The sequence below is a fragment of the Pseudomonas sp. HD6422 genome, assembly GCF_025377065.1.
Classification (GTDB): domain Bacteria; phylum Pseudomonadota; class Gammaproteobacteria; order Pseudomonadales; family Pseudomonadaceae; genus Aquipseudomonas; species Aquipseudomonas putida_U.
On record NZ_JAHWIW010000011.1, the window covers coordinates 82,221 to 101,093 of the forward strand.

The 18,873-nt window shown below is 63.9% G+C and carries 21 protein-coding genes and 1 pseudogene; 13 read left to right on the forward strand and 9 right to left on the reverse strand.

Annotated elements, in window-relative coordinates; translation table 11 throughout:
* Positions 1–53: 53 nt before the first annotated feature.
* On the reverse strand, positions 54–716 hold the full coding sequence (locus KY379_RS10300; protein WP_196171298.1) for a glutathione S-transferase: 663 nt from the start codon (positions 714–716) through the stop codon (positions 54–56).
* A 141-nt stretch (positions 717–857) separates the two neighbouring features.
* Between KY379_RS10300 and KY379_RS10305 the strand changes: the two genes are divergently transcribed.
* The 4 genes from KY379_RS10305 to KY379_RS10320 all read left to right on the forward strand — a co-directional run bounded on the left by KY379_RS10305 (position 858) and on the right by KY379_RS10320 (position 5,460).
* A complete protein-coding gene (locus KY379_RS10305; RefSeq protein WP_261239208.1) occupies positions 858–1,160 on the forward strand; it encodes a hypothetical protein in 303 nt (100 codons plus the stop codon).
* 70 nt (positions 1,161–1,230) lie between these two features.
* Positions 1,231–1,476, forward strand: a complete 246-nt coding sequence (locus tag KY379_RS10310; protein WP_133325333.1) for a TIGR02647 family protein — start codon at positions 1,231–1,233, stop codon at positions 1,474–1,476.
* Between the two features lie 201 nt (positions 1,477–1,677).
* Complete coding sequence (locus KY379_RS10315) at positions 1,678–4,539, forward strand: class I adenylate cyclase (RefSeq protein ID WP_261239210.1); 2,862 nt, start codon at positions 1,678–1,680, stop codon at positions 4,537–4,539.
* Between the two features lie 78 nt (positions 4,540–4,617).
* Positions 4,618–5,460 (forward strand): hypothetical protein, encoded by an 843-nt coding sequence (locus KY379_RS10320; RefSeq protein ID WP_261239212.1) that lies wholly within the window; start codon positions 4,618–4,620, stop codon positions 5,458–5,460.
* A gap of 15 nt (positions 5,461–5,475) precedes the next feature.
* On the opposite strand, the gene rnk is transcribed toward KY379_RS10320, so the two are convergent.
* The 3 genes from rnk to cyaY form a co-directional block, all read right to left on the reverse strand.
* Positions 5,476–5,886, reverse strand: a complete 411-nt coding sequence (gene rnk, locus KY379_RS10325) for a nucleoside diphosphate kinase regulator (RefSeq protein WP_133325339.1) — start codon at positions 5,884–5,886, stop codon at positions 5,476–5,478.
* Positions 5,887–6,029: 143 nt separating this feature from the next.
* Positions 6,030–6,248 (reverse strand): DUF1289 domain-containing protein, encoded by a 219-nt coding sequence (locus KY379_RS10330; RefSeq protein WP_133325341.1) that lies wholly within the window; start codon positions 6,246–6,248, stop codon positions 6,030–6,032.
* A 1-nt stretch (position 6,249) separates the two neighbouring features.
* Entirely contained in the window at positions 6,250–6,582 is a 333-nt protein-coding gene (gene cyaY, locus KY379_RS10335; RefSeq protein WP_133325343.1) for an iron donor protein CyaY, read from the reverse strand.
* 252 nt (positions 6,583–6,834) lie between these two features.
* On the opposite strand from cyaY, the gene lptM reads away from it, so the two are divergent.
* The 6 genes from lptM to KY379_RS10365 are packed head-to-tail and all read left to right on the forward strand — an operon-like array spanning position 6,835 to position 11,460.
* Positions 6,835–7,056, forward strand: coding sequence for an LPS translocon maturation chaperone LptM (gene lptM, locus KY379_RS10340; RefSeq protein WP_133325346.1), 222 nt, complete (start codon positions 6,835–6,837; stop codon positions 7,054–7,056).
* Between the two features lie 9 nt (positions 7,057–7,065).
* Complete coding sequence (lysA, locus tag KY379_RS10345) at positions 7,066–8,313, forward strand: diaminopimelate decarboxylase (protein ID WP_133325348.1); 1,248 nt, start codon at positions 7,066–7,068, stop codon at positions 8,311–8,313.
* Positions 8,314–8,317: 4 nt separating this feature from the next.
* The gene (dapF, locus tag KY379_RS10350; RefSeq protein ID WP_133325350.1) at positions 8,318–9,148 is read left to right on the forward strand and encodes a diaminopimelate epimerase; all 831 of its coding nucleotides are present in this window, start codon (positions 8,318–8,320) and stop codon (positions 9,146–9,148) included.
* Positions 9,149–9,161: 13 nt separating this feature from the next.
* Positions 9,162–9,869 (forward strand): DUF484 family protein, encoded by a 708-nt coding sequence (locus KY379_RS10355; RefSeq protein ID WP_133325353.1) that lies wholly within the window; start codon positions 9,162–9,164, stop codon positions 9,867–9,869.
* Entirely contained in the window at positions 9,869–10,768 is a 900-nt protein-coding gene (gene xerC, locus KY379_RS10360; RefSeq protein ID WP_133325355.1) for a tyrosine recombinase XerC, read from the forward strand. The genes KY379_RS10355 and xerC overlap by 1 nt, the downstream gene beginning before the upstream one ends.
* Positions 10,765–11,460, forward strand: coding sequence for an HAD family hydrolase (locus KY379_RS10365; protein ID WP_133325357.1), 696 nt, complete (start codon positions 10,765–10,767; stop codon positions 11,458–11,460). The genes xerC and KY379_RS10365 overlap by 4 nt, the downstream gene beginning before the upstream one ends.
* A gap of 389 nt (positions 11,461–11,849) precedes the next feature.
* Here the strand turns inward: KY379_RS10365 and sutA are convergent, their stop codons facing one another.
* From sutA to glnK, 3 genes are all read right to left on the reverse strand, one after another.
* The gene (gene sutA, locus KY379_RS10370; RefSeq protein ID WP_133325359.1) at positions 11,850–12,179 is read right to left on the reverse strand and encodes a transcriptional regulator SutA; all 330 of its coding nucleotides are present in this window, start codon (positions 12,177–12,179) and stop codon (positions 11,850–11,852) included.
* A 428-nt stretch (positions 12,180–12,607) separates the two neighbouring features.
* Positions 12,608–13,939, reverse strand: coding sequence for an ammonium transporter (locus tag KY379_RS10375; RefSeq protein WP_261239224.1), 1,332 nt, complete (start codon positions 13,937–13,939; stop codon positions 12,608–12,610).
* Between the two features lie 47 nt (positions 13,940–13,986).
* Positions 13,987–14,325 carry a P-II family nitrogen regulator gene (gene glnK, locus KY379_RS10380; RefSeq protein WP_002555808.1) on the reverse strand — a complete coding sequence of 113 codons (339 nt, stop codon included), beginning with the start codon at positions 14,323–14,325 and terminating at the stop codon, positions 13,987–13,989.
* A 385-nt stretch (positions 14,326–14,710) separates the two neighbouring features.
* On the opposite strand from glnK, the gene KY379_RS10385 reads away from it, so the two are divergent.
* Entirely contained in the window at positions 14,711–14,974 is a 264-nt protein-coding gene (locus tag KY379_RS10385) for an accessory factor UbiK family protein (protein WP_133325363.1), read from the forward strand.
* A gap of 174 nt (positions 14,975–15,148) precedes the next feature.
* Positions 15,149–16,636: a YifB family Mg chelatase-like AAA ATPase gene (locus tag KY379_RS10390; RefSeq protein ID WP_133325371.1), complete on the forward strand. Its 1,488-nt coding sequence runs from the start codon at positions 15,149–15,151 to the stop codon at positions 16,634–16,636.
* 67 nt (positions 16,637–16,703) lie between these two features.
* Here the strand turns inward: KY379_RS10390 and KY379_RS10395 are convergent.
* Together KY379_RS10395 and KY379_RS10400 are read right to left on the reverse strand one after the other, a co-directional pair.
* Positions 16,704–17,072, reverse strand: a pseudogene (locus KY379_RS10395) (transcriptional regulator); the annotation flags it as partial.
* Between the two features lie 179 nt (positions 17,073–17,251).
* A complete protein-coding gene (locus tag KY379_RS10400; protein WP_133325375.1) occupies positions 17,252–17,617 on the reverse strand; it encodes a helix-turn-helix domain-containing protein in 366 nt (121 codons plus the stop codon).
* Between the two features lie 159 nt (positions 17,618–17,776).
* Between KY379_RS10400 and KY379_RS10405 the strand changes: the two genes are divergently transcribed.
* Complete coding sequence (locus KY379_RS10405) at positions 17,777–18,748, forward strand: GlxA family transcriptional regulator (protein ID WP_133325377.1); 972 nt, start codon at positions 17,777–17,779, stop codon at positions 18,746–18,748.
* The last annotated feature ends 125 nt before the right edge of the window (positions 18,749–18,873 follow it).

Consider the following 18,873-nt stretch of genomic DNA (forward strand, 5'->3'; position numbering starts at 1 on the left):
GGTGCATGGCACCGGCTTCGCCGGTGTTCGCGGGCAAGCCCGCTCCCACAGTGTCAGCGCTTGCCGCTGCGAATCAGCTCCATGAACACCGGCATCGCGGCCTCCCTGTCTGCCCGGATGCGCGCCATGTGCGGGTTTTCCGCCATCAGGTCGAGCAAGGCCTTGGCCTGGGGGAAGTCCGCCAGGAAGTCGATGTTCAGCACCTTCTTGCCTACCGCACAGGCCAGGTCGACCGAGAAGCAGAACATCAGGTCAGCCAGGGTCAATTCCTCGCCGGCCACATACGGCGCGAATCGGCCGTTGCGCTTGAGCGTGGCGAAACCGGCCAGCAATTCGGCGCGGGCACGTTCCTTGATCAGCGGCTCCACCGCAGCGCCAAAGAACGACTCGGCGTAGCAGGTGCGCGCCGGCAGTTCGATGTACAGCTCGATTTCCTTGAGTAGCTCGCGGACCTTGGCCTGGCCGAAGGCATCAGGCGGCAGCAACGCCTTGCCGCCCTGGGTCTGCTCGATGTAGTCGAGGATCACGCTGGTCTCGCTGAGAAAGCCCTGCTCGGTCTCCAGCACCGGCACCTTGCCCCGCGGGCTGACTTCCAGTGCGTTCGGCGTCTGGCCGCCATAGAAAGTCACTTCCTCGAACGGCAGGCCCTTTTCCAGCAGCGCCAGCTTGACCATGTTGTAGTAGTTACTGACCGAAAAACCGTGAAGCTTGAGCATGGGGTTACAGCCTCCAGGCCGTGTAGGAATGGCCGCCCTTTTATAGACCGATCCCAGGCCCCTGACCAGCTTCATGCACCCGGTCGATGACCCGCCATTGCCAGCGTGGCACACTGTGAGCCCCCTTTCAGGAGCACCGCCATGAGCGAGCCCACCGACATCGACAACGACGACGACGAAGCCTTCGCCGAGGCGACGCTGACCCAGGCCATCGAGAACCAGATCGAGAGCGGCGAGCCCGCTGCGGCCAAAGCCGTTTTCAACAAGCTGACGCTGGTCGGCTACGAACGCGAGGACATCCTCAACCTGATGGCCCACGTGCTGGCCATCGAGATCGACAACATGCTCGACGAGGACCGCCCATTCGACGGCGCGTGGTACGAGGCCGCCCTGCGCGCCCTGCCCGAGCTGCCGCCTGAGGCAGATCAAGGCGACAACGAATAAGCCTGACTACACTCCAGGATCAGGCACCCTTGGCGGTGCCGCCATCCTTGTCCAGACGTCAGGAGTCGCCATGTCCTTCACCCCCGAGTTGATCGCCGAACTTGAAGTGCTTGCCCTGTTCAACCTGGACAGCAGCCAGGAAGGCATCAAGATCCACAAAAACGCCTCGCCCGCCCTCGTTGCCGCCGCACAACGCCTGTACGACAAACAGCTTACCGACCAGCCCGACGGGGGTTATCTGACCAGCCTCGGCCATGATGCGGTGGAAAGCGTGCAGCTGTTGCTGAGCATTCTGCGCGAACCGCAGCCGGCGTGAGTTTGCACTGTCCGTTTCGCGGGACAAGCCCGCTCCCACAGGTTCTGATGACAATGCATGTCCTGTGGGAGCGGGCTTGCCCCGCGAAAGGGCCGTCCGCAGCGCTAAAAAAATGACGTCAAAAAGCCATATAGTGCTTATCCGACTGCCCCACTCAGGCTAAACTCGCCGCAGCTCCCCCGTGGCCAACCTGAGCGCGTAATGAACCACCCCCATGAAATCCGCCCCGACCTGGACCAAGGCATCGACCGCAAGGAGCTGACCAAGCTGCGGGCGCGCTTCATGCAGCTCAACCAAGGCCGTCGGCAGCGGGCGATGGAAGGGCTTTCGACACGCCAGCAGCAGGTACTGACCCTGTTGCCGCTACTGTTCCACGTCAATCACCCGCTGCTGCCCGGCTATGTTTCGGGCAGCACGCCAGCCGGGGTTTCGAACTTCGAGCCAGACGCTGCGCTGATCGCTGAAGGCCAGCGACTGGCCCGCTCGTTTACCTGCAAGACCCGCCTGGGCAACCCGCCAAGGCCGATCCATGGCCTATTTCTGATGGGCAGCCTGGGCTCGCTGGCCCAAGCCGAACAAAGCGACATGGACCTGTGGGTCTGCCACAGCCCAGGCCTGGGCGAAGGCCCGCTCGCCGAGCTACGACGCAAGTGCCAACTGCTCGAGGCCTGGGCCGACAGCATGGGCGCCGAAGCGCACTTCTTCCTGATCGACACCGAGGGCTTCGCCCAGGGCGAACGCGACAGCCAGCTCAGCTCCGACGACTGCGGCACCACCCAGCATTACCTGCTGCTGGACGAGTTCTACCGCACCGCCATCTGGCTCGCCGGACGCACGCCGCTGTGGTGGCTGGTGCCGGACTACCAGGAGCACAACTACCAGGCTTACACCCAGACCTTGTTGTCCAAGCGCTTCATCCGCAGCCAGGACGACCTGGACCTGGGCCACTTGGCGCACATTCCGCCTGGCGAATATGTGGGCGCGGGGTTGTGGCAATTGTTCAAGGGTATCGATTCGCCCTACAAGTCGCTGCTCAAGTTGTTGCTGACCGAGGTCTACGCCAGCGAGCATCCTGGGGTGCGCTGCCTGAGCCTGGACTACAAGCAGGCAGTGTTCGCCAACCGGCTCGACCTCGACGAGCTGGACCCCTACGTGATGGTGTACCGACGCATCGAGCGCTACCTGCAGCAACGCGGCGAGACCGCACGACTGGAGCTGGTGCGGCGCAGCCTGTACCTGAAGGTCAACAAGAAGCTCAGCGAGTGGGGCAATGCCCGCGCCAGCGGTTGGCAGCGCCAGTTGCTGCAGCGCCTGGCCGATGAGTGGGGCTGGGACGAACGGCAACTGGCCCTGCTCGACAGCCGCAGCCAGTGGAAGGTCGCCCAGGTGGCAGCCGAGCGCCGCGAGTTGGTTGCCGAACTCAACCACAGCTACCGTTTTCTCGGTCAGTTCGCCCAGCACCAGGGCGCCAGCAGTTGCGCCGACCAGCGCGACCTCAACGTGCTGGGCCGGCGCTTGTATGCCGCATTCGAGCGGCGCGCCGGCAAGATAGAAGTGATCAATCCCGGCATCGCCCCCGACCTCGCTGAAGACACCCTGACCCTGGTCCAGTCGCCCAATCGCAAGGAGCCGGGCAGCCATCACTGGGGCCTGTACCACGGCAATCTGGGCGTGCACGAATGGGAGCACTTCAGCCCGATCAAGCGCTGCCGTGAGCTGCTCGAATTGCTGACCTGGGCCCACCGCAACGGCGTGATCGACAGCAGCACCCGACTGGCCCTGCACCCAGGCACCAGCGATCTGAGCGAGTTCGAGTTGTTCAGCCTGCTCGGCTGCCTGCAGCAAGGTATCCCACTGCCCTTGCAGCCGGTCAGCGAGGCGCGCCTGCTGCAACCGAGCGCGGCTGACGAGATCCTGCTGCTGGTCAACGTCGGGGTCGACCCTCTGCACCACCACCGCGACCTGAACATCCTGATGACCACTGAGCGCACCGACTCGCTCAGCTACGCCGGGGTCCGGGAAAACCTGGTGCTGACCGTGGACCAGGTCACCCTCAACAGCTGGAACGAGGTCCTGGTACAGCGGTTCGACGGCGAGCACGCGTTGTTGCGTTGCCTGCGCGACTACCTCAACAGCCTCGGCCAGCGCAGCCATCGACCTCGGCTGCGGGTTCGCTGCTTCTGCCATAACCGTGCACAGGCCATCAGCCAGCGGGTCGAGGAGCTGTTCGTCACCGCCCGGCAGTTGCTCGACCAGGGGGCCGGCCACCGATACCTGGTACAGGTCGCGCAGCACACCCATGTGCTGGAACTGCTGCCCGGCCAGGTCACGCTGACCACCCTGGGCGACCACGATGCCCTGCTCGATCATCTGGGTCTACCGCGCACCTGCTACAGCCCCCTGCACCTGGACCCTCAGGCGCTGCAGGACCACGACCTGCCGCTGCTGCTGGAGCAGGGGCTGCCCGAGTGCATCCAGGTGTTCTATCGCCTGCTCGATGGCTGGGCCGACCTGTACGTGCTGGACGAGCACAATGCCCTGTGGCAACAACGCCTGCCGCTGCACGACGAGAACCACCTGCTGCTGCCGCTGCAGCGCTTCCTGCGCTCGGTGGTGATGCGCCACGACGCCAGGCTGGCGCTGGACAGTCCGCAGGCGTCATTGGAAATCCACTACGCCCAGTTGCTCCCCTCGGGGCCAGGCAAGGCGCGCAGCATCGAGCCACGGGTGGTCCCCAACGCTGGCGTCGATCAGCCCTACTACGAAGTGCAGGCAATCCTGCAGGCCGGAGCGCAGGGCGAGGTGCACGTCACGCTGTACTGCGACCAGCAGGAGTTTTCCGAGCTGGACCATGGCGACCAGCTATACGAAGCGGTTGCCCGGCAGATCCTCGGTCGGCGGCGCAGCGCCGGTCACTACCGCTGCTACATCACCGACCTGGACCTGTCCGAACTGCTCGATGACGAACAGGGGTCGACCCTGCTCTACCTGCGCTACAAGCGCGAGCTCGAACATGCCCTGAACCTGGGGCTGGAGCGGCTGCAGGCCCTACGCCCCCACTGACCCAGGCCGGCGCTTCCCCCTGCCCCTCCGGTCGACGCGCGAACATGCTCTGCACTCCACCCACCCTTGGAGCGCATCATGAACAAGCAGAACTGGATGGGCGCCCTGCCTGCACTGGGTCGCCTACGCATCGATCAGTTGGTCCTTCCGGGCAGCCACGACTCCGGCATGGATAAACAGGCAGACAATATCGTCCCGCCGCAGGAAGTCACCCAGGACGTCTCCTGCATCGAGCAGATCCGCGGTGGCATCCGCGTGCTCGATCTGCGCGTGCGGGCCAACCGCGAATACCCACCCGCCTCGCCCTACAGATACAAGCTCTACCACATGAGCACATCCGGCCGCACCGTCCTGGGTGACGTGCTACTGGAGCTGCAGCGCTTCTATGACGAACCTGACCATGCGCGGGAAATCGTCATTCTCGACTTCCATCAATTCGACAATTTCAGCCACCAGGAACATCACTGGTTGCTCGAGTTGGTGGAAAGGCATCTGGGGCAGCGCATCATCCCCTGGGCGCTGCGCCGCCTGACCTTGGACCAACTGTGGCATGACCACCCCGGCAAAACCGTGGTGGTGGCGTACAACAACGCAGCGCGGGGCCAACACTGGGATGGGGTGAGACAAAACTGGATCGGAGAGGACACGCCGTCCACCGAGGCGCTGAAGGCCTTCATGGACACGCTGGCCGGCAGCTACAAACCAGACTACGTCCTGCGGTCCATCCAGTGCGCCAAGTACAACAGGATCGTCTTCACCCCGGACGATTTCTCCGACAAGATCGATGAGTGGTTCGCATCAGTGGATCTGCAGAGCTACATCCAGGGCTTTCACATCATCAATACCGACTGGTCGCTGCGCAGCCGGATCGTCGACAATTGCATCCACGCCTGCCACGTCAGGTCGCTGAGCATTCCTTGAGCACCGTGCGGGCGGTCAGAGATCGAAATCGCCCGCCGCTTCTGGCTGGTACTCCACCTCGAGCAACTTCAGCTTCAAGGTCTTGCCCCCAGGCGCCGGCCAGTCGATCTGCTCGCCCACCGACAGGCCCAGCAGCGCGCAGCCGATCGGCGCCAGGATCGAGACCTTGCCGTCGCCGCCGGCATCCTTCGGATACACCAGGGTCAGGTGGTAGTCCTTGCCACTGGCTTCTTCGCGGCAGTGCACCCGGGAGTTCATGGTCACCACACCCGCCGGTACTTCCTCATGGCCGACCACCTGCTCGGCGCGGTCCAGCTCCTCCTGCAAGGCGAGCACGCCCGGCGTCGATTCGTCGAGACTGTCGATCAGGCGCTCCAGACGCTGCACGTCCAAGCGGGTGAGGATGAGGGAAGGCTTGGTGCTCATGATCCTGTCAGGCTCCTTCGAAAGGTTTTCTATGGGCAGATAAAGCAAAACCCCGCCCAAGGGCGGGGTTTGTGAATGCTTTTGGCGTCACCGACGCATAACCCGACACTAACACAGCCAGGCAAATACTCAAGCCTGTGCCGTCAACCAGATGCCTTGTCGCGCAATGCCCGAGCCTCGGCGCAGATCTGCCGGCGGCGCTGGTCGTCCGCCGAGCGCCACTCGCGAATGTGCTCGACGTGGCGGTGGCAACCGGTGCAGACCCGCTGCTCGTCCAGCCGGCAGACACTGATGCACGGCGACGGCACTGCCGGGCTGACGTTGCTGTAAAGCGGCTTGGGTGGCCGCGCCTGGGTGCTCATGTCAGATCTCGTCGAAGTCCAGCTTCTCGCCGGCCCGCTCCCAGACGATCCGCTCGAGCATCTCGCCGAGCAGTTCCTCGCTTTTCTCGCAGACCCACTTGCCGCTTTCTTCGTCGTAATCGAAGTGGAAGCCACCGGAGCGGTCGGCCAACCACAGCTGACGCAGGGGTTCCTGGCGGCTGAAGATCAGCTGAGCACCGTTATCGAACTTGACGGTCAGGACACCGGCGGAGTTCTCCATATCCAGGTCCAGGTCGCTTTCGTCGAACAGGTCTTCCAGTGCCTGCTGGGTAGCGTCGACCAAGTCATGAAAACGCGCTTCGCTCAAACTCATTGCAAGAACCTCGATATTGACTGCGTGACTGGCAAGCCGGGCAAGATACGGGCGCAAGGCACCCGCCGCAAGCCGCGAGCTACAAGCGGCTAGAAAAAGCCCAGCGTACACCGCTCAGCTTTTGCTTGCCGCTTGTAGCTTGCAACTTGCGCTCCCGGCTACCCCGCCCGACGGACCGGCTCTTGCGTAGGCAATCCGCCGGCCGCTCGGTATACTCGGGCGCAATACTGCTTATTTCAAAGGATTTCACCAATGAAGCGCCTGATTTCCTCCTTCGCGGCGCTGGTCGCTGTTGCCTGCCTCGTCTCGGCCTGCGGCCAGAAAGGCCCGCTGTACCTGCCTGAAGACGGCAAGGACGGCAAAGGCAGCCATTCGTCGCACCAGCATCAGCACGCCCAACCTGTACAACAGGCCGAGCCGCAAGACCAGCAGCCTGAGCTCGATGCCGAGCCCGAGCAGTCGCCAGCGCAGTAAGGAAATCAGATGAACGCTTTCAACTACCGCGACGGCCAACTGTTCGCGGAAGGCGTGGCCCTGTCGGCCATCGCCGAACGCTTCGGCACCCCGACCTACGTGTACTCGCGCGCACACATCGAAGCCCAGTACCGCAGCTACACCGACGCCCTGCAAGGCACCGAGCACCTGGTGTGCTTCGCGGTCAAGGCCAACTCCAACCTCGGCGTGCTGAACCTGCTGGCACGCCTGGGGGCGGGCTTCGACATCGTCTCCGGCGGTGAGCTGGAGCGTGTGCTGGCCGCCGGCGGGCGTGCCGATCGCGTGGTCTTCTCCGGCGTCGGCAAGACCCGCGAAGACATGCGCCGTGCTCTGGAAGTGGGCGTGCACTGCTTCAACGTCGAGTCCACCGACGAGCTGGAGCGCCTGCAAGTCGTGGCTGCCGAGATGGGCAAGGTCGCGCCGGTCTCGCTGCGGGTCAACCCGGACGTCGATGCCGGTACCCACCCGTACATCTCCACCGGCCTCAAGGAAAACAAGTTCGGCATCGCCATCGCCGACGCCGAGGCCATCTACGTGCGTGCCGCGCAACTGCCTAACCTGGACGTGGTCGGCGTCGACTGCCACATCGGTTCGCAGCTGACCACCGTCGCGCCGTTCCTCGATGCCCTCGACCGCCTGCTGGCCCTGGTCGACCGCCTCGCCGAATGCGGCATCCACCTGCGCCACCTGGACCTGGGCGGCGGAGTCGGCGTGCGCTACCGCGACGAAGAACCGCCCCTGGTGGCCGACTACATTCAGGCCATTCGTGAGCGCGTCGGCGAGCGCGACTTGGCCCTGGTGTTCGAGCCAGGCCGTTACATCGTGGCCAACGGCGGCGTGCTGCTGACCCGCGTGGAATACCTCAAGCACACCGAACACAAGGACTTCGCCATCGTCGATGCGGCGATGAACGACCTGATCCGCCCGGCCCTGTACCAAGCCTGGATGGGCGTCAGCGCCGTTACCCCGCGCGAAGGTGAAGGCCGTCCCTACGACCTGGTCGGGCCGATCTGCGAGACCGGCGACTTCCTGGCCAAGGACCGTCAACTGAACCTGGCCGAAGGCGATCTGCTGGCCGTGCAGTCCGCTGGCGCCTATGGTTTCGTCATGAGCTCGAACTACAACACCCGTGGCCGCTGCGCCGAGGTGCTGGTCGACGGCGACCAGGCCTTCGAAGTACGCCGCCGCGAGACCATTGCCGAACTGTTCGCCGGCGAAAGCCTGCTGCCGGAGTGAACCCATGCTGCTGCGCTTTACCAAGATGCATGGGCTGGGCAACGACTTCATGGTCCTCGACCTGGTCAGCCAGCACGCGCATATCCAGCCCAAGCACGCCAAGCAATGGGGCGACCGGCATACCGGCATCGGTTTCGACCAACTGCTGATCGTCGAGGCACCGAGCAATCCGGAAGTGGACTTCCGCTACCGGATCTTCAACGCTGACGGATCCGAAGTGGAACAGTGCGGCAATGGCGCACGCTGCTTCGCCCGGTTCGTGCTCGACAAGCGCCTGACCGCAAAGAAGCGTATCCGCGTCGAAACCAAGGGCGGCATCATCGAGCTGGACGTGCAGAACGACGGCCAGGTGTGTGTCGACATGGGCCCGCCGCGCTTCGTCCCGGCCGACATCCCGTTCGTCGCCGACGCCCAGGCCACCAGTTATCCGCTGGAGGTCGACGGCCAGGTCTACCCGATCGCCGCCTTGTCCATGGGCAACCCCCATGCGGTGCTGCGCGTCGATGACGTGCACAGCGCTCCGGTACACACCCTCGGCCCGAAAATCGAAAACCACCCACGCTTCCCACAGCGGGTTAACGCCGGTTTCCTTCAGGTCATCGACCGCCACCGCGCCAACCTGCGGGTGTGGGAGCGCGGCGCGGGCGAGACCCAGGCTTGCGGCACCGGTGCCTGCGCCGCGGCCGTGGCGGCAATCAGCCAGGGCTGGATGGATTCCCCGGTTTCCCTCGACCTGCCTGGCGGGCGCCTGAACATCGAATGGGCCGGCCCCGGCAAGCCCGTGCTGATGACCGGCCCAGCCGTGCGCGTCTACGAAGGACAGGTTCGTCTCTAAGCGAGTATCCGCCATGACCGATCAGCCAAAGGTTGTACCGCAGACCGATGCCCTCGATGACGAGGCGGTGGTCGCCTACCTGCGCGCCCACCCGACCTTCTTCGCCGAGCACGACGAACTGCTCGTCGAACAACGCATCCCCCACCAGCGCGGCGACAGTGTGTCGCTGGTGGAGCGCCAGCTCACGCTGCTGCGTGAGCGAAATATCGAGATGCGCCATCGTCTGTCGCAGCTGATGGACGTGGCCCGGGACAATGACCGGCTATTCGACAAGACCCGCCGGCTGATCCTCGACCTGCTCGATGCCGCTACCTTGGAAGAAGTGGTGATGGCCGTCGAAGACAGCCTGCGCCAGGAGTTCCAGGTGCCTTTCGTCAGCCTGATCCTGTTTGGCGACAACGCGGCGCCAGTGGGTCGCTGGGTCAGCGGCGCCGAGGCGCAACAAGCCATCGGCGGGTTGCTCGGTGGCGGCAAGACGGTCAGTGGCAACCTGCGCGAGCACGAGCTGGCCTTCCTGTTCGGCGAGCAGGAGCGCCACGAGGTCGGCTCCAGCGCCGTTGCCGCCCTGGAACACCAGGGACTGCACGGTGTGCTGGCGATCGGCAGCCGCGACCCGCAGCACTATAAGAGCAGCGTCGGTACGTTGTTCCTCGGCTACATTGCCGAAGTGCTCGGGCGTGTCGTCCCGCGGGTGACCCAGACCCTGCGCCCGGTCCGCTGATGGAGCGCCAACTGGACGCTTATTGCGCGCACCTGCGCAACGAGCGCCAGGTGTCCGAACACACCCTGCTGGCGTACCGACGCGACCTGACCAAAGTCATCGAATACTGTGACAGCCAGGGCATCGCCGGCTGGAGCGAGCTGCAAATCCAGCAACTGCGCCAGTTGGTCGCCCGGCAGCATCACCACGGCCAATCGCCACGCAGCCTGGCCCGCCTGCTGTCGGCGGTGCGCGGCCTGTACCGCTACCTCAATCGTGAAGGTCTCTGTCAGCACGACCCCGCTACCGGCCTGAGCGCTCCACGGGGCGAACGCAGGCTGCCCAAGGTGCTGGACACCGACCGCGCCTTGCAACTGCTCGATGGCGGCGTCGACGACGACTTCATCGCCCGTCGCGACCAGGCCATCCTCGAGCTGTTCTATTCCTCCGGCCTGCGCCTTTCCGAGCTGAACAACCTCGACATCGAGCAGCTCGACCTCACTGCCGGCCTGGTCCAGGTGCTCGGCAAAGGCGGCAAGGCTCGGGTGCTGCCGGTCGGACGCAAGGCCCGCGAGGCACTGCAGGCGTGGTTCAAGCTGCGCGGCATCGGTAGCCCGCGTGATGGCGCGGTGTTCATCACCCGCCAGGGCAAGCGCATGAGCCCACGGGCCATCCAACTGCGGGTCAAGACCGCCGGCGAGCGGGAGCTGGGGCAACACCTGCACCCGCACATGCTTCGCCACTCCTTCGCCAGCCATGTGCTGGAATCATCCCAGGACCTGCGCGCCGTGCAGGAGATGCTCGGCCATGCCGACATCGGCACCACGCAGATCTACACCCACCTGGACTTCCAGCACCTGGCCAAGGTGTACGACAGCGCCCATCCTCGGGCCAAACGCAGCAAAGGCACAGAATCATGAGCATCAAGCTGATCACCTTCGACCTCGACGACACCCTGTGGGATACCGCGCCGGTCATCGCCAGTGCCGAGGTCGTCCTGCGCGACTGGCTCGAGGCCAACGCCCCCCTACTCGGCGGCGTACCGGTCGAGCACCTGTTCGCCATCCGCGAGCGTCTGGTACAGGACGAGCCTGGCCTCAAGCATCGCATCAGCGCCCTGCGCCGACGGGTGTTGTTCCACGCCCTGGAAGAGGTCGGCTACAGCGAGAAACACGCGCAGGAGCTGGCCAACGAGGGCTTCGAAGTGTTTCTCCATGCCCGACATCAGGTCGAGGTGTTCCCTGAGGTGCAGCCAGTATTGGAGATCTTGCGCCATCGCTACACCTTGGGCGTGGTCACCAATGGCAACGCAGATGTGAGTCGCCTGGGACTGGCGGACTATTTCAAGTTCGCCCTGTGCGCCGAAGACCTCGGCATCGGCAAGCCAGACCCGGCGCCGTTCATGGAAGCGCTCAAGCGCGGCGAGGCCGAGGCCAGCGCGGCCGTGCACATTGGCGACCACCCCGGCGACGACATCGCCGGGGCGCAGCGCGCTGGCCTGCGCGCAGTGTGGTTCAACCCCCAGGGCAAGGACTGGAACGGCGAGCAGGCCCCGGATGCCGAGATCCAAAGGCTGTCGCAATTGCCCGAGGTGATTGCGCGCTGGCGCTGACAGTGTGGGAGCAACGGTCTTGCTCAATTTCTAAAAGCTGGCGCGACCTCTGTGGGAGATCACCCAGCCCTTCTGGGCTGCGCTGTCGCGCAGAGAACTGTGGCCACTGTGGGAGCGGCGGTTCGGCGCCCCGACTTGTCCCGCGAATGGGGGGACGCGGTGGATGGCACCGGCTTCGCCGGTGTTCGCGGGACAAGCCCGCTCCCACAGATCCCCGCTAAATCAATGAGTTATGTTTTATTCTGTGGGAGCGGGCTTGCCCCGCGAACACGGGCGAAGCCCGTGCCATCCACCACGGTGTCGGCTTCGCGGGCAAGCCCGCTCCCACAGCGATAACGCCAGGCACAAAAAAGCCCGCAGCGACGGCGGGCTTCTTTGCATGCCACCCCTCAGATAGGGCGGCTACCGTACTTGTTGTCCGGTTTCTTGGGCGGGTCGGCGACCACGTTGGCCTCGACTTCCTGAACCTTGCCGCCACGGGCCAGGAACTCTTCCATGGCCTTGGCCAGGGCGTCACGCTCCTTCTGCTTGGCTTCCATGCTCGGCATCTCGTCTACCGAGACTGCCGCCTTGGATTTGCCCTTGGCAGCCGGAGCAGGACTGCTGTCGTCATCGCCGGCGTCTTCGACGCTGTCGTCAGCGGCGGCTTCGAGGCCTTCATCACCCTCGTCTTCGTCGCCTACTTCGAGGTCATCATTTTCCAGATCGTCGTCGCTCATGTTCTACCTCATGACTTGCGAAAAGCAGGTTAGTTATAGACCAGTGGTGCCGTAGACCGGCGACCACCAGTGAAAATTCAACTGGCCGTGGGTTAGGCCACTGCCCTTGAGCCGCGCTCCTGGTGGGAGCTGCCGCCCTGCAGGCCCTGCTCCTGGCAGAGCCTGACGAAATCCTTGATACCTTGCTGGCCACGCGCCATTGGCAAGCCTAGCAAAGGCTGGCGAAGCGTGTGGACTGCTTCTAAAACACCTTCGGCGCGCATTCTAGCGCGCTTGCAGAAAAAGCAAAGCTCCATAAACGCGCCAATAGTTGTAAGTTTTCAACCTACGTCACGAACAGATGTGATCAACCGTTTGCGCGTCGGCAAAAGGCGAATTTCAGGCAAAAAAATGCCCGGCGAACCGGGCAAGTTTTTCCAGCGTCGCAGTTACAGGTTGTAGCCGCGTTCGTTGTGTTGAGCCAGGTCGAGGCCGACCGACTCTTCTTCTTCGTTGACCCGCAGGCCCATCACCACGTCCAGCACCTTGAGGATCACGTAGGTGGCGATGGCGGTGTAGACCACGGTGAAGATCACGCCCTTGGCCTGGATCCAGACCTGTGCACCGATGTCGGTGACTGCGCCGAAGCCACCCAGGGCCGGGGCTGCGAACACGCCGGTGAGGATCGCACCGATGATGCCGCCGATGCCGTGCACGCCGAAGGCGTCCAGCGAGTCGTCATAGCCGAGCTTGCGCTTGAGGGTAGTGGCGCAGAAGTAGCAGACCACACCCGAGACCAGGCCAATCACCAGCGCGCCCATCGGGCCGACGGTGCCGGCTGCCGGGGTGATGGCGACCAGGCCGGCGACCACACCGGAGGCGATGCCCAGAGCGCTCGGCTTACCGTGACCGATCCACTCGGCGAACATCCAACCCAGGGCGGCGGCAGCGGTGGCGATCTGGGTGACCAGCATGGCCATGCCGGCAGTGCCGTTGGCCGCGGCGGCGGAACCGGCGTTGAAGCCGAACCAGCCGACCCACAGCATGGCGGCGCCCATCAGGGTGTAGCCCAGGTTGTGCGGCGCCATCGGGGTGGTCGGGTAGCCCTTGCGCTTGCCCAGCACCAGGCAGCAGACCAGACCCGCGATACCGGCGTTGATGTGCACCACGGTGCCGCCAGCGAAGTCCAGCACGCCCCAGTCCCACATCAGAGCACCGTCACCGCTCCAGACCATGTGTGCGATCGGCGCGTAGACCAGGGTGAACCAGATGCCCATGAACACCAGCATCGCGGAGAACTTCATGCGCTCGGCGAAAGCACCGACGATCAGCGCCGGCGTGATGATGGCGAAGGTCATCTGGAAGGTGATGAACACCGCCTCGGGGAACAGCGCGGCGGCCGAGGTCAGGCTGTCAGGCGTGACACCGCTGAGGAAGGCTTTGGAGAAGCCACCGACGAAGGAATTGAAGTTCAGCACGCCTTTCTCCATACCCGTGGTATCGAAGGCCATGCTGTAGCCGTAGACCATCCACAGGATGCTCATCAGGCCGGTAATGGCGAAGCATTGCATCATCACCGACAGTACGTTCTTGGAACGCACCATGCCGCCGTAGAACAAGGCAAGACCGGGGATGGTCATGAACAGCACGAGCGCCGTAGAAGTCAGCATCCAGGCGGTGTCGCCGGAGTTCAGCGCTGGGGCAGCTTCCTCTGCCAGGGCGAGCCCAGGCGTTACGAGGGACAATAGGGCTCCTAGCCCTGCGATCTGACGCAGAGTCATGTTGTTTTCTCCTGGGGCGTTGGGTTTGGTGAGGCTTTGGTTGTCGCTTAGATCGCGTCGGTATCGGTCTCGCCGGTACGGATGCGGATCGCCTGCTCCAGATTCACCACGAAGATCTTGCCGTCACCGATCTTGCCGGTGTTGGCCGCTTTGGTAATGGCTTCGATCACCCGATCGAGGTCCTTGTCATCGATGGCGACATCGATCTTGACCTTTGGCAGGAAGTCGACCACGTATTCCGCGCCGCGATACAGCTCGGTATGGCCCTTCTGCCGGCCGAAGCCTTTGACTTCGGTAACGGTGATGCCCTGCACGCCGATTTCCGACAGCGACTCGCGCACGTCGTCCAGCTTGAACGGCTTGATGATGGCTGTGACTAGCTTCATGAAACTCTCTCCCGATTTGGTGGACTTGCCCCAGGAAAACAAACCCGTCTCAAGTCTAAGCGCAGCGGTTGGCTTTGTAACGCGTCGTCGGCATCCGGCTCCGCGTGCGCACTGCCTGGTCACAAGGAACTGCATCAGTGCATGGCTCGCTAAGGTCATTGCAGAAACCTTGCCAGGTTGGTGAAGCCCCGAAAAAACAACTAGTTGAGCGCATTTGTCGGCATTGGCCAGTCGCCAGCATTGAAAAGATGCACGATTTCGGTGCGTACCCAGCCGCTGCACTGCTCGAAAAATGTGCAACGGTGGTCCGACCCGGGCGCCACGAAGCCAAAGGGCGTCCGTGCTACACTGCGGGCCATTTCTCATTTGCCCTGGACCGCCGAACATGCTCGCGCCAAAAGCCCTACTCGACGCCCTCAGCGACCAGGCCTCGCGCCTGTTCAGCAACGACACCGCCCAGCCTCGCGCCGAACTGGAGAGCCAGTTCAAGGTGCTGATGCAAGGGGCCTTCAGCAAGCTGGACCTGGTCAGCCGGGAAGAATTCGACAGCCAGATGGTCGTACTGGCCCGTACCCGGGCACGCCTCGAAGCGCTGGAAAAGCAGGTCGCCGAGCTGGAAGCCCGGTTGCGGCCGAGCACCGAGGAATAACCACAACCACGCGTGCGGCGCTCGATCTCACAGGCGCCAAACACCTTACGACAAGCATCCCCCGTATGCCTGCAAAACGTTGACGCACTCTTCTGCCGGCCCTCCAGCAGCCGGCAACTAAGCTTGGGAGCAAGCCGCAGGAAGCGGTCCCCCAACAGCGACAACGGAGCGTCCATGTCCCTCGCCCTCGTCCACAGCCGCGCCCAGGTAGGCGTGCAGGCGCCGGCTGTCAGCGTCGAAACTCACCTGGCCAACGGCCTGCCCAATCTCACCCTGGTCGGCTTGCCGGAAACCACGGTCAAAGAAAGCAAAGACCGGGTACGCAGTGCCATCGTCAACTCGAAGCTGGACTACCCTGCCCGGCGCATCACCCAGAACCTCGCCCCCGCCGACCTGCCGAAAGACGGCGGACGCTACGACCTGGCCATTGCCCTGGGCATTCTCGCTGCCAGCGGACAGGTCCCGGTGGCCGGGCTGAACGACCTCGAATGCCTCGGTGAACTGGCGCTGTCCGGGAAGTTACGACCCGTGCAGGGCGTGCTTCCGGCGGCACTGGCAGCACGGGAGGCCGGACGCGCCTTGGTGGTGCCCACAGAAAACGCCGAGGAAGCGAGTCTGGCCGGAGGGCTGGTGGTCTACGCCGTGGGCCACTTGCTGGAACTGGTGGCCCACCTCAACGGCCAGGTGCCGTTGGCACCTTATGCGGCCAACGGCCTGCTGCTGCAACAACGGCCCTATCCCGATCTCAGCGAGGTCCAGGGCCAGGTAGCCGCCAAGCGTGCGCTGCTGCTGGCGGCAGCTGGAGCACATAACCTGTTGTTCACCGGACCACCGGGCACCGGCAAGACCTTGCTGGCCAGCCGGTTGCCAGGGCTGTTGCCGCCGCTGGACGAGAACGAGGCGTTGGAAGTAGCGGCCATCCGCTCGGTGTGCGGTGGCGCGCCATTGCGCAGCTGGCCCCAGCGACCGTTTCGTCACCCGCATCATTCGGCTTCGGGGCCTGCACTGGTGGGCGGCAGCAGCCGACCGCAACCCGGCGAAATCACCCTCGCCCACCATGGCGTACTGTTTCTCGACGAACTGCCCGAGTTCGAGAGGCGGGTGCTTGAGGTGCTGCGCGAACCCATGGAATCGGGTGAGATCGTTATCGCGAGGGCTCGTGACAAGGTGCGCTTCCCGGCCCGCTTCCAACTGGTAGCAGCGATGAACCCCTGCCCCTGTGGCTACCTGGGCGATCCCTCCGGGCGTTGCCGCTGCAGCACCGAACAGATCCAGCGCTACCGCAACAAGCTGTCTGGTCCGTTGCTCGACCGCATCGACTTGCACCTGACCGTCGCCCGCGAAAGCACCACCTTGACCAGCGATCCCAGCGGCGATACCAGCGCCGCCGTCGGTGCCCGTGTTGCCGAGGCCCGGGAGCTGCAGCAGCGCCGCCAGGGCTGCGCCAATGCCTTTCTCGACCTGCACGGGCTGCGCAAGCATTGCGCACTCACGCAAGCGGACCAAACCTGGCTGGAAAACGCCTGCGAGCGCCTGACCCTGTCCCTGCGTGCTGCCCACAGGCTACTCAAGGTAGCGCGCACGCTTGCTGACCTGGAGCGCACTGAATCGATCACCCGGGCGCATCTGGCTGAGGCCCTGCAGTATCGGCCCGGGAGCTGAACGACGGTTACTCGACCTGACAGTGAGCCAGCAGCTCCAGCAGCACGCGCGCCTGCAACGTGGTGACGAGCTCCCGATCGCGTACCTTGATCGTGACTTCCACCTTGGCCTCACTTTCAACTGCCAGGCCATGGCCAGGGGGCTCCAGCGATACCGCGCCTGCCAGTCGATAACCGCGCCGCGCCACGGTCTGGATGAAACCACGATCACCGAAGGCCTTGCGCAGCGACGACACCTGCACCTGCAGGTTGTTGTCCTCCACCACCGTGCCGGCCCAGACTTCGCGCAACAACTGCTCCTTGCCGACCACCTGGCCGTTGGCCCGAATCAACGCCGCCAACACTTCGAATGCCCTTCCCCCCAACGCCACCGGCCGGCCATCGAGAAAGGCTTCTCGGCGCTCCAGCGACACCCGGACATTGCCTGATTCGATCATGCTTCTCACACCTTCCAGGTTGGCACCCCGCAGCGTCGGGCTGCTCTGCCGCGGGCTTCATGGCCTGTCAGTATAAGCAGCGACACTCCATACCCGGCTCAGGCACCGGCGGCTTGGCAGAAACGGGAACCATCTTGACCGTTCTCGACACCTAGCCCTGGCGCCGATCCCGCAAGCGCTCAAGCGCTGGCGCGTGCTGCCAGACGCCAAGCCTTGGGTGGCTGGCCGACCAGTCGGCTGAAAGCCCGGGTGAAGTGGGCCTGGTCGCAGAACCCGCATTCGAGTCCGATGTCGGTGAGCGGCGTATCGGTTGTCAGCAACCGCTTGGCCTTTTCCATGCGCGCCAATAGTCGCCACGCTTGCGGCGACAAACCCGTCGCGACCTTGAACGCGCGCGAGAAATGACTGCGTGTGAGGTTGCACATGGCGGCGATTTCGATGATCGAAAAGCTGCCATGAAGCATCAATGCCTTGGCCCGCCGCAGTCGCACAGAGGTAAGCCCACCAGGTACGGGCGAGCGCTCCAGGGCCATACCTGTAGTCATCGCGGTCCTCCTGTCGAATGCCCGCAGTCTGCCGCGCGGGCAGTGACGAAGTCCTGAGCGAAAGCTGAAAAGTTCTTAATTGCGACGCGCTGTGCCGTAAGATGTCCGACGTGTTCCGCTTCGTGCCGCTGAAACGGCCAACGCCAAGGCGAGAGAAATATGAGTCGCGCACACCGCACCGTGGCCATGGTGCTGTTCAACGATGTGCTGTTGCTGGATGTGACCGGGCCGATGGACGCCTTCACCATCGCCAACCGCTTTTTGCCCCCCGAACGGCAGTACCAGCTGCTGACTTTCGCCGAAGAAGCCAAGGCGATCCGCAGTTCATGCGGGCTGAGAGTCTTGGCCGACCAATGCCTGGACAACTTGCCTGCGGCTGTCGACCTGCTGCTGGTACCGGGCGGGCCAGGGGCCTATAACGTCGCCCTGCCCGCACTGGAAAGCTGGCTCGGCCCGGCGGCGCGCTCGGCGAAACGGTTCGGAGCCATTTGTACCGGGGTGTTCCTGCTGGGTCGGGCCGGGCTGTTGGACGGTTACCGTTGCACCACCCACTGGAATTACGTGCAGCGCCTGGCGAGCAGCTTTCCGCAAGCGAAGGTCGAGACCGAGCACATCTACGTGATCGACCGCAATCTGATCACCTCCGGCGGCATCACTGCAGGCATCGACTTGGCCTTGGCGGTGATTGCCGAAGATCACGGCAAGTCCCTCGCCCTGGAAGTCGCCAAGGTATTGCTGGTCGCCCGCCACCGCCAGGGTGGCCAGACGCCGTACGGCCCGCTGCTGGCCGCGGTGCCACGCGATGGCTCGCCGGTGGCGCGGGTCCAGGCCTACATCGTCGATCACATCGACCAGGCCTTCACCGTGCAGAAAATGGCCGGGCTGGTGGCGATGAGCAGCCGCAACTTTGCACGGATCTTCCAACGTGAGGTTGGCATCACACCGTTGCAGTACTTGCAGAACGCACGCATAGACCAGGCACGCAAGCTACTCGAGAGCAGTGACTTGCCCTTGAAGGTGGTGGCGGCGCAATGTGGATTCGGCAGTGACCGGCACATGCGCAAGGTATTCTGTGAGCGGATCGGTATGACGCCTGCCCAATACCGAGCTCAATTCGGTGGAACCAGCTGATCGACGTTGGCGAGCAGGTCGGCACTGACTGTCACCTCTGCTAGGACAATGTGTCTACCGACCAACAGATTGTCTAAGACTGCCGCCATCCCCAGAATGGTCCTCCCCATTTTTCAACCGCTGCC

What these genes read in the sequence shown, in the direction of transcription:
- KY379_RS10300 (WP_196171298.1), bottom strand. Translation starts at nt 716, where the DNA reads ATGCTCAAGCTTCACGGTTTTTCGGTCAGTAACTACTACAACATGGTC.
- KY379_RS10305 (WP_261239208.1), top strand. Translation starts at nt 858, where the DNA reads ATGAGCGAGCCCACCGACATCGACAACGACGACGACGAAGCCTTCGCC.
- KY379_RS10310 (WP_133325333.1), top strand. Translation starts at nt 1,231, where the DNA reads ATGTCCTTCACCCCCGAGTTGATCGCCGAACTTGAAGTGCTTGCCCTG.
- KY379_RS10315 (WP_261239210.1), top strand. Translation starts at nt 1,678, where the DNA reads ATGAACCACCCCCATGAAATCCGCCCCGACCTGGACCAAGGCATCGAC.
- KY379_RS10320 (WP_261239212.1), top strand. Translation starts at nt 4,618, where the DNA reads ATGAACAAGCAGAACTGGATGGGCGCCCTGCCTGCACTGGGTCGCCTA.
- rnk (WP_133325339.1), bottom strand. Translation starts at nt 5,886, where the DNA reads ATGAGCACCAAGCCTTCCCTCATCCTCACCCGCTTGGACGTGCAGCGT.
- KY379_RS10330 (WP_133325341.1), bottom strand. Translation starts at nt 6,248, where the DNA reads ATGAGCACCCAGGCGCGGCCACCCAAGCCGCTTTACAGCAACGTCAGC.
- cyaY (WP_133325343.1), bottom strand. Translation starts at nt 6,582, where the DNA reads ATGAGTTTGAGCGAAGCGCGTTTTCATGACTTGGTCGACGCTACCCAG.
- lptM (WP_133325346.1), top strand. Translation starts at nt 6,835, where the DNA reads ATGAAGCGCCTGATTTCCTCCTTCGCGGCGCTGGTCGCTGTTGCCTGC.
- lysA (WP_133325348.1), top strand. Translation starts at nt 7,066, where the DNA reads ATGAACGCTTTCAACTACCGCGACGGCCAACTGTTCGCGGAAGGCGTG.
- dapF (WP_133325350.1), top strand. Translation starts at nt 8,318, where the DNA reads ATGCTGCTGCGCTTTACCAAGATGCATGGGCTGGGCAACGACTTCATG.
- KY379_RS10355 (WP_133325353.1), top strand. Translation starts at nt 9,162, where the DNA reads ATGACCGATCAGCCAAAGGTTGTACCGCAGACCGATGCCCTCGATGAC.
- xerC (WP_133325355.1), top strand. Translation starts at nt 9,869, where the DNA reads ATGGAGCGCCAACTGGACGCTTATTGCGCGCACCTGCGCAACGAGCGC.
- KY379_RS10365 (WP_133325357.1), top strand. Translation starts at nt 10,765, where the DNA reads ATGAGCATCAAGCTGATCACCTTCGACCTCGACGACACCCTGTGGGAT.
- sutA (WP_133325359.1), bottom strand. Translation starts at nt 12,179, where the DNA reads ATGAGCGACGACGATCTGGAAAATGATGACCTCGAAGTAGGCGACGAA.
- KY379_RS10375 (WP_261239224.1), bottom strand. Translation starts at nt 13,939, where the DNA reads ATGACTCTGCGTCAGATCGCAGGGCTAGGAGCCCTATTGTCCCTCGTA.
- glnK (WP_002555808.1), bottom strand. Translation starts at nt 14,325, where the DNA reads ATGAAGCTAGTCACAGCCATCATCAAGCCGTTCAAGCTGGACGACGTG.
- KY379_RS10385 (WP_133325363.1), top strand. Translation starts at nt 14,711, where the DNA reads ATGCTCGCGCCAAAAGCCCTACTCGACGCCCTCAGCGACCAGGCCTCG.
- KY379_RS10390 (WP_133325371.1), top strand. Translation starts at nt 15,149, where the DNA reads ATGTCCCTCGCCCTCGTCCACAGCCGCGCCCAGGTAGGCGTGCAGGCG.
- KY379_RS10400 (WP_133325375.1), bottom strand. Translation starts at nt 17,617, where the DNA reads ATGACTACAGGTATGGCCCTGGAGCGCTCGCCCGTACCTGGTGGGCTT.
- KY379_RS10405 (WP_133325377.1), top strand. Translation starts at nt 17,777, where the DNA reads ATGAGTCGCGCACACCGCACCGTGGCCATGGTGCTGTTCAACGATGTG.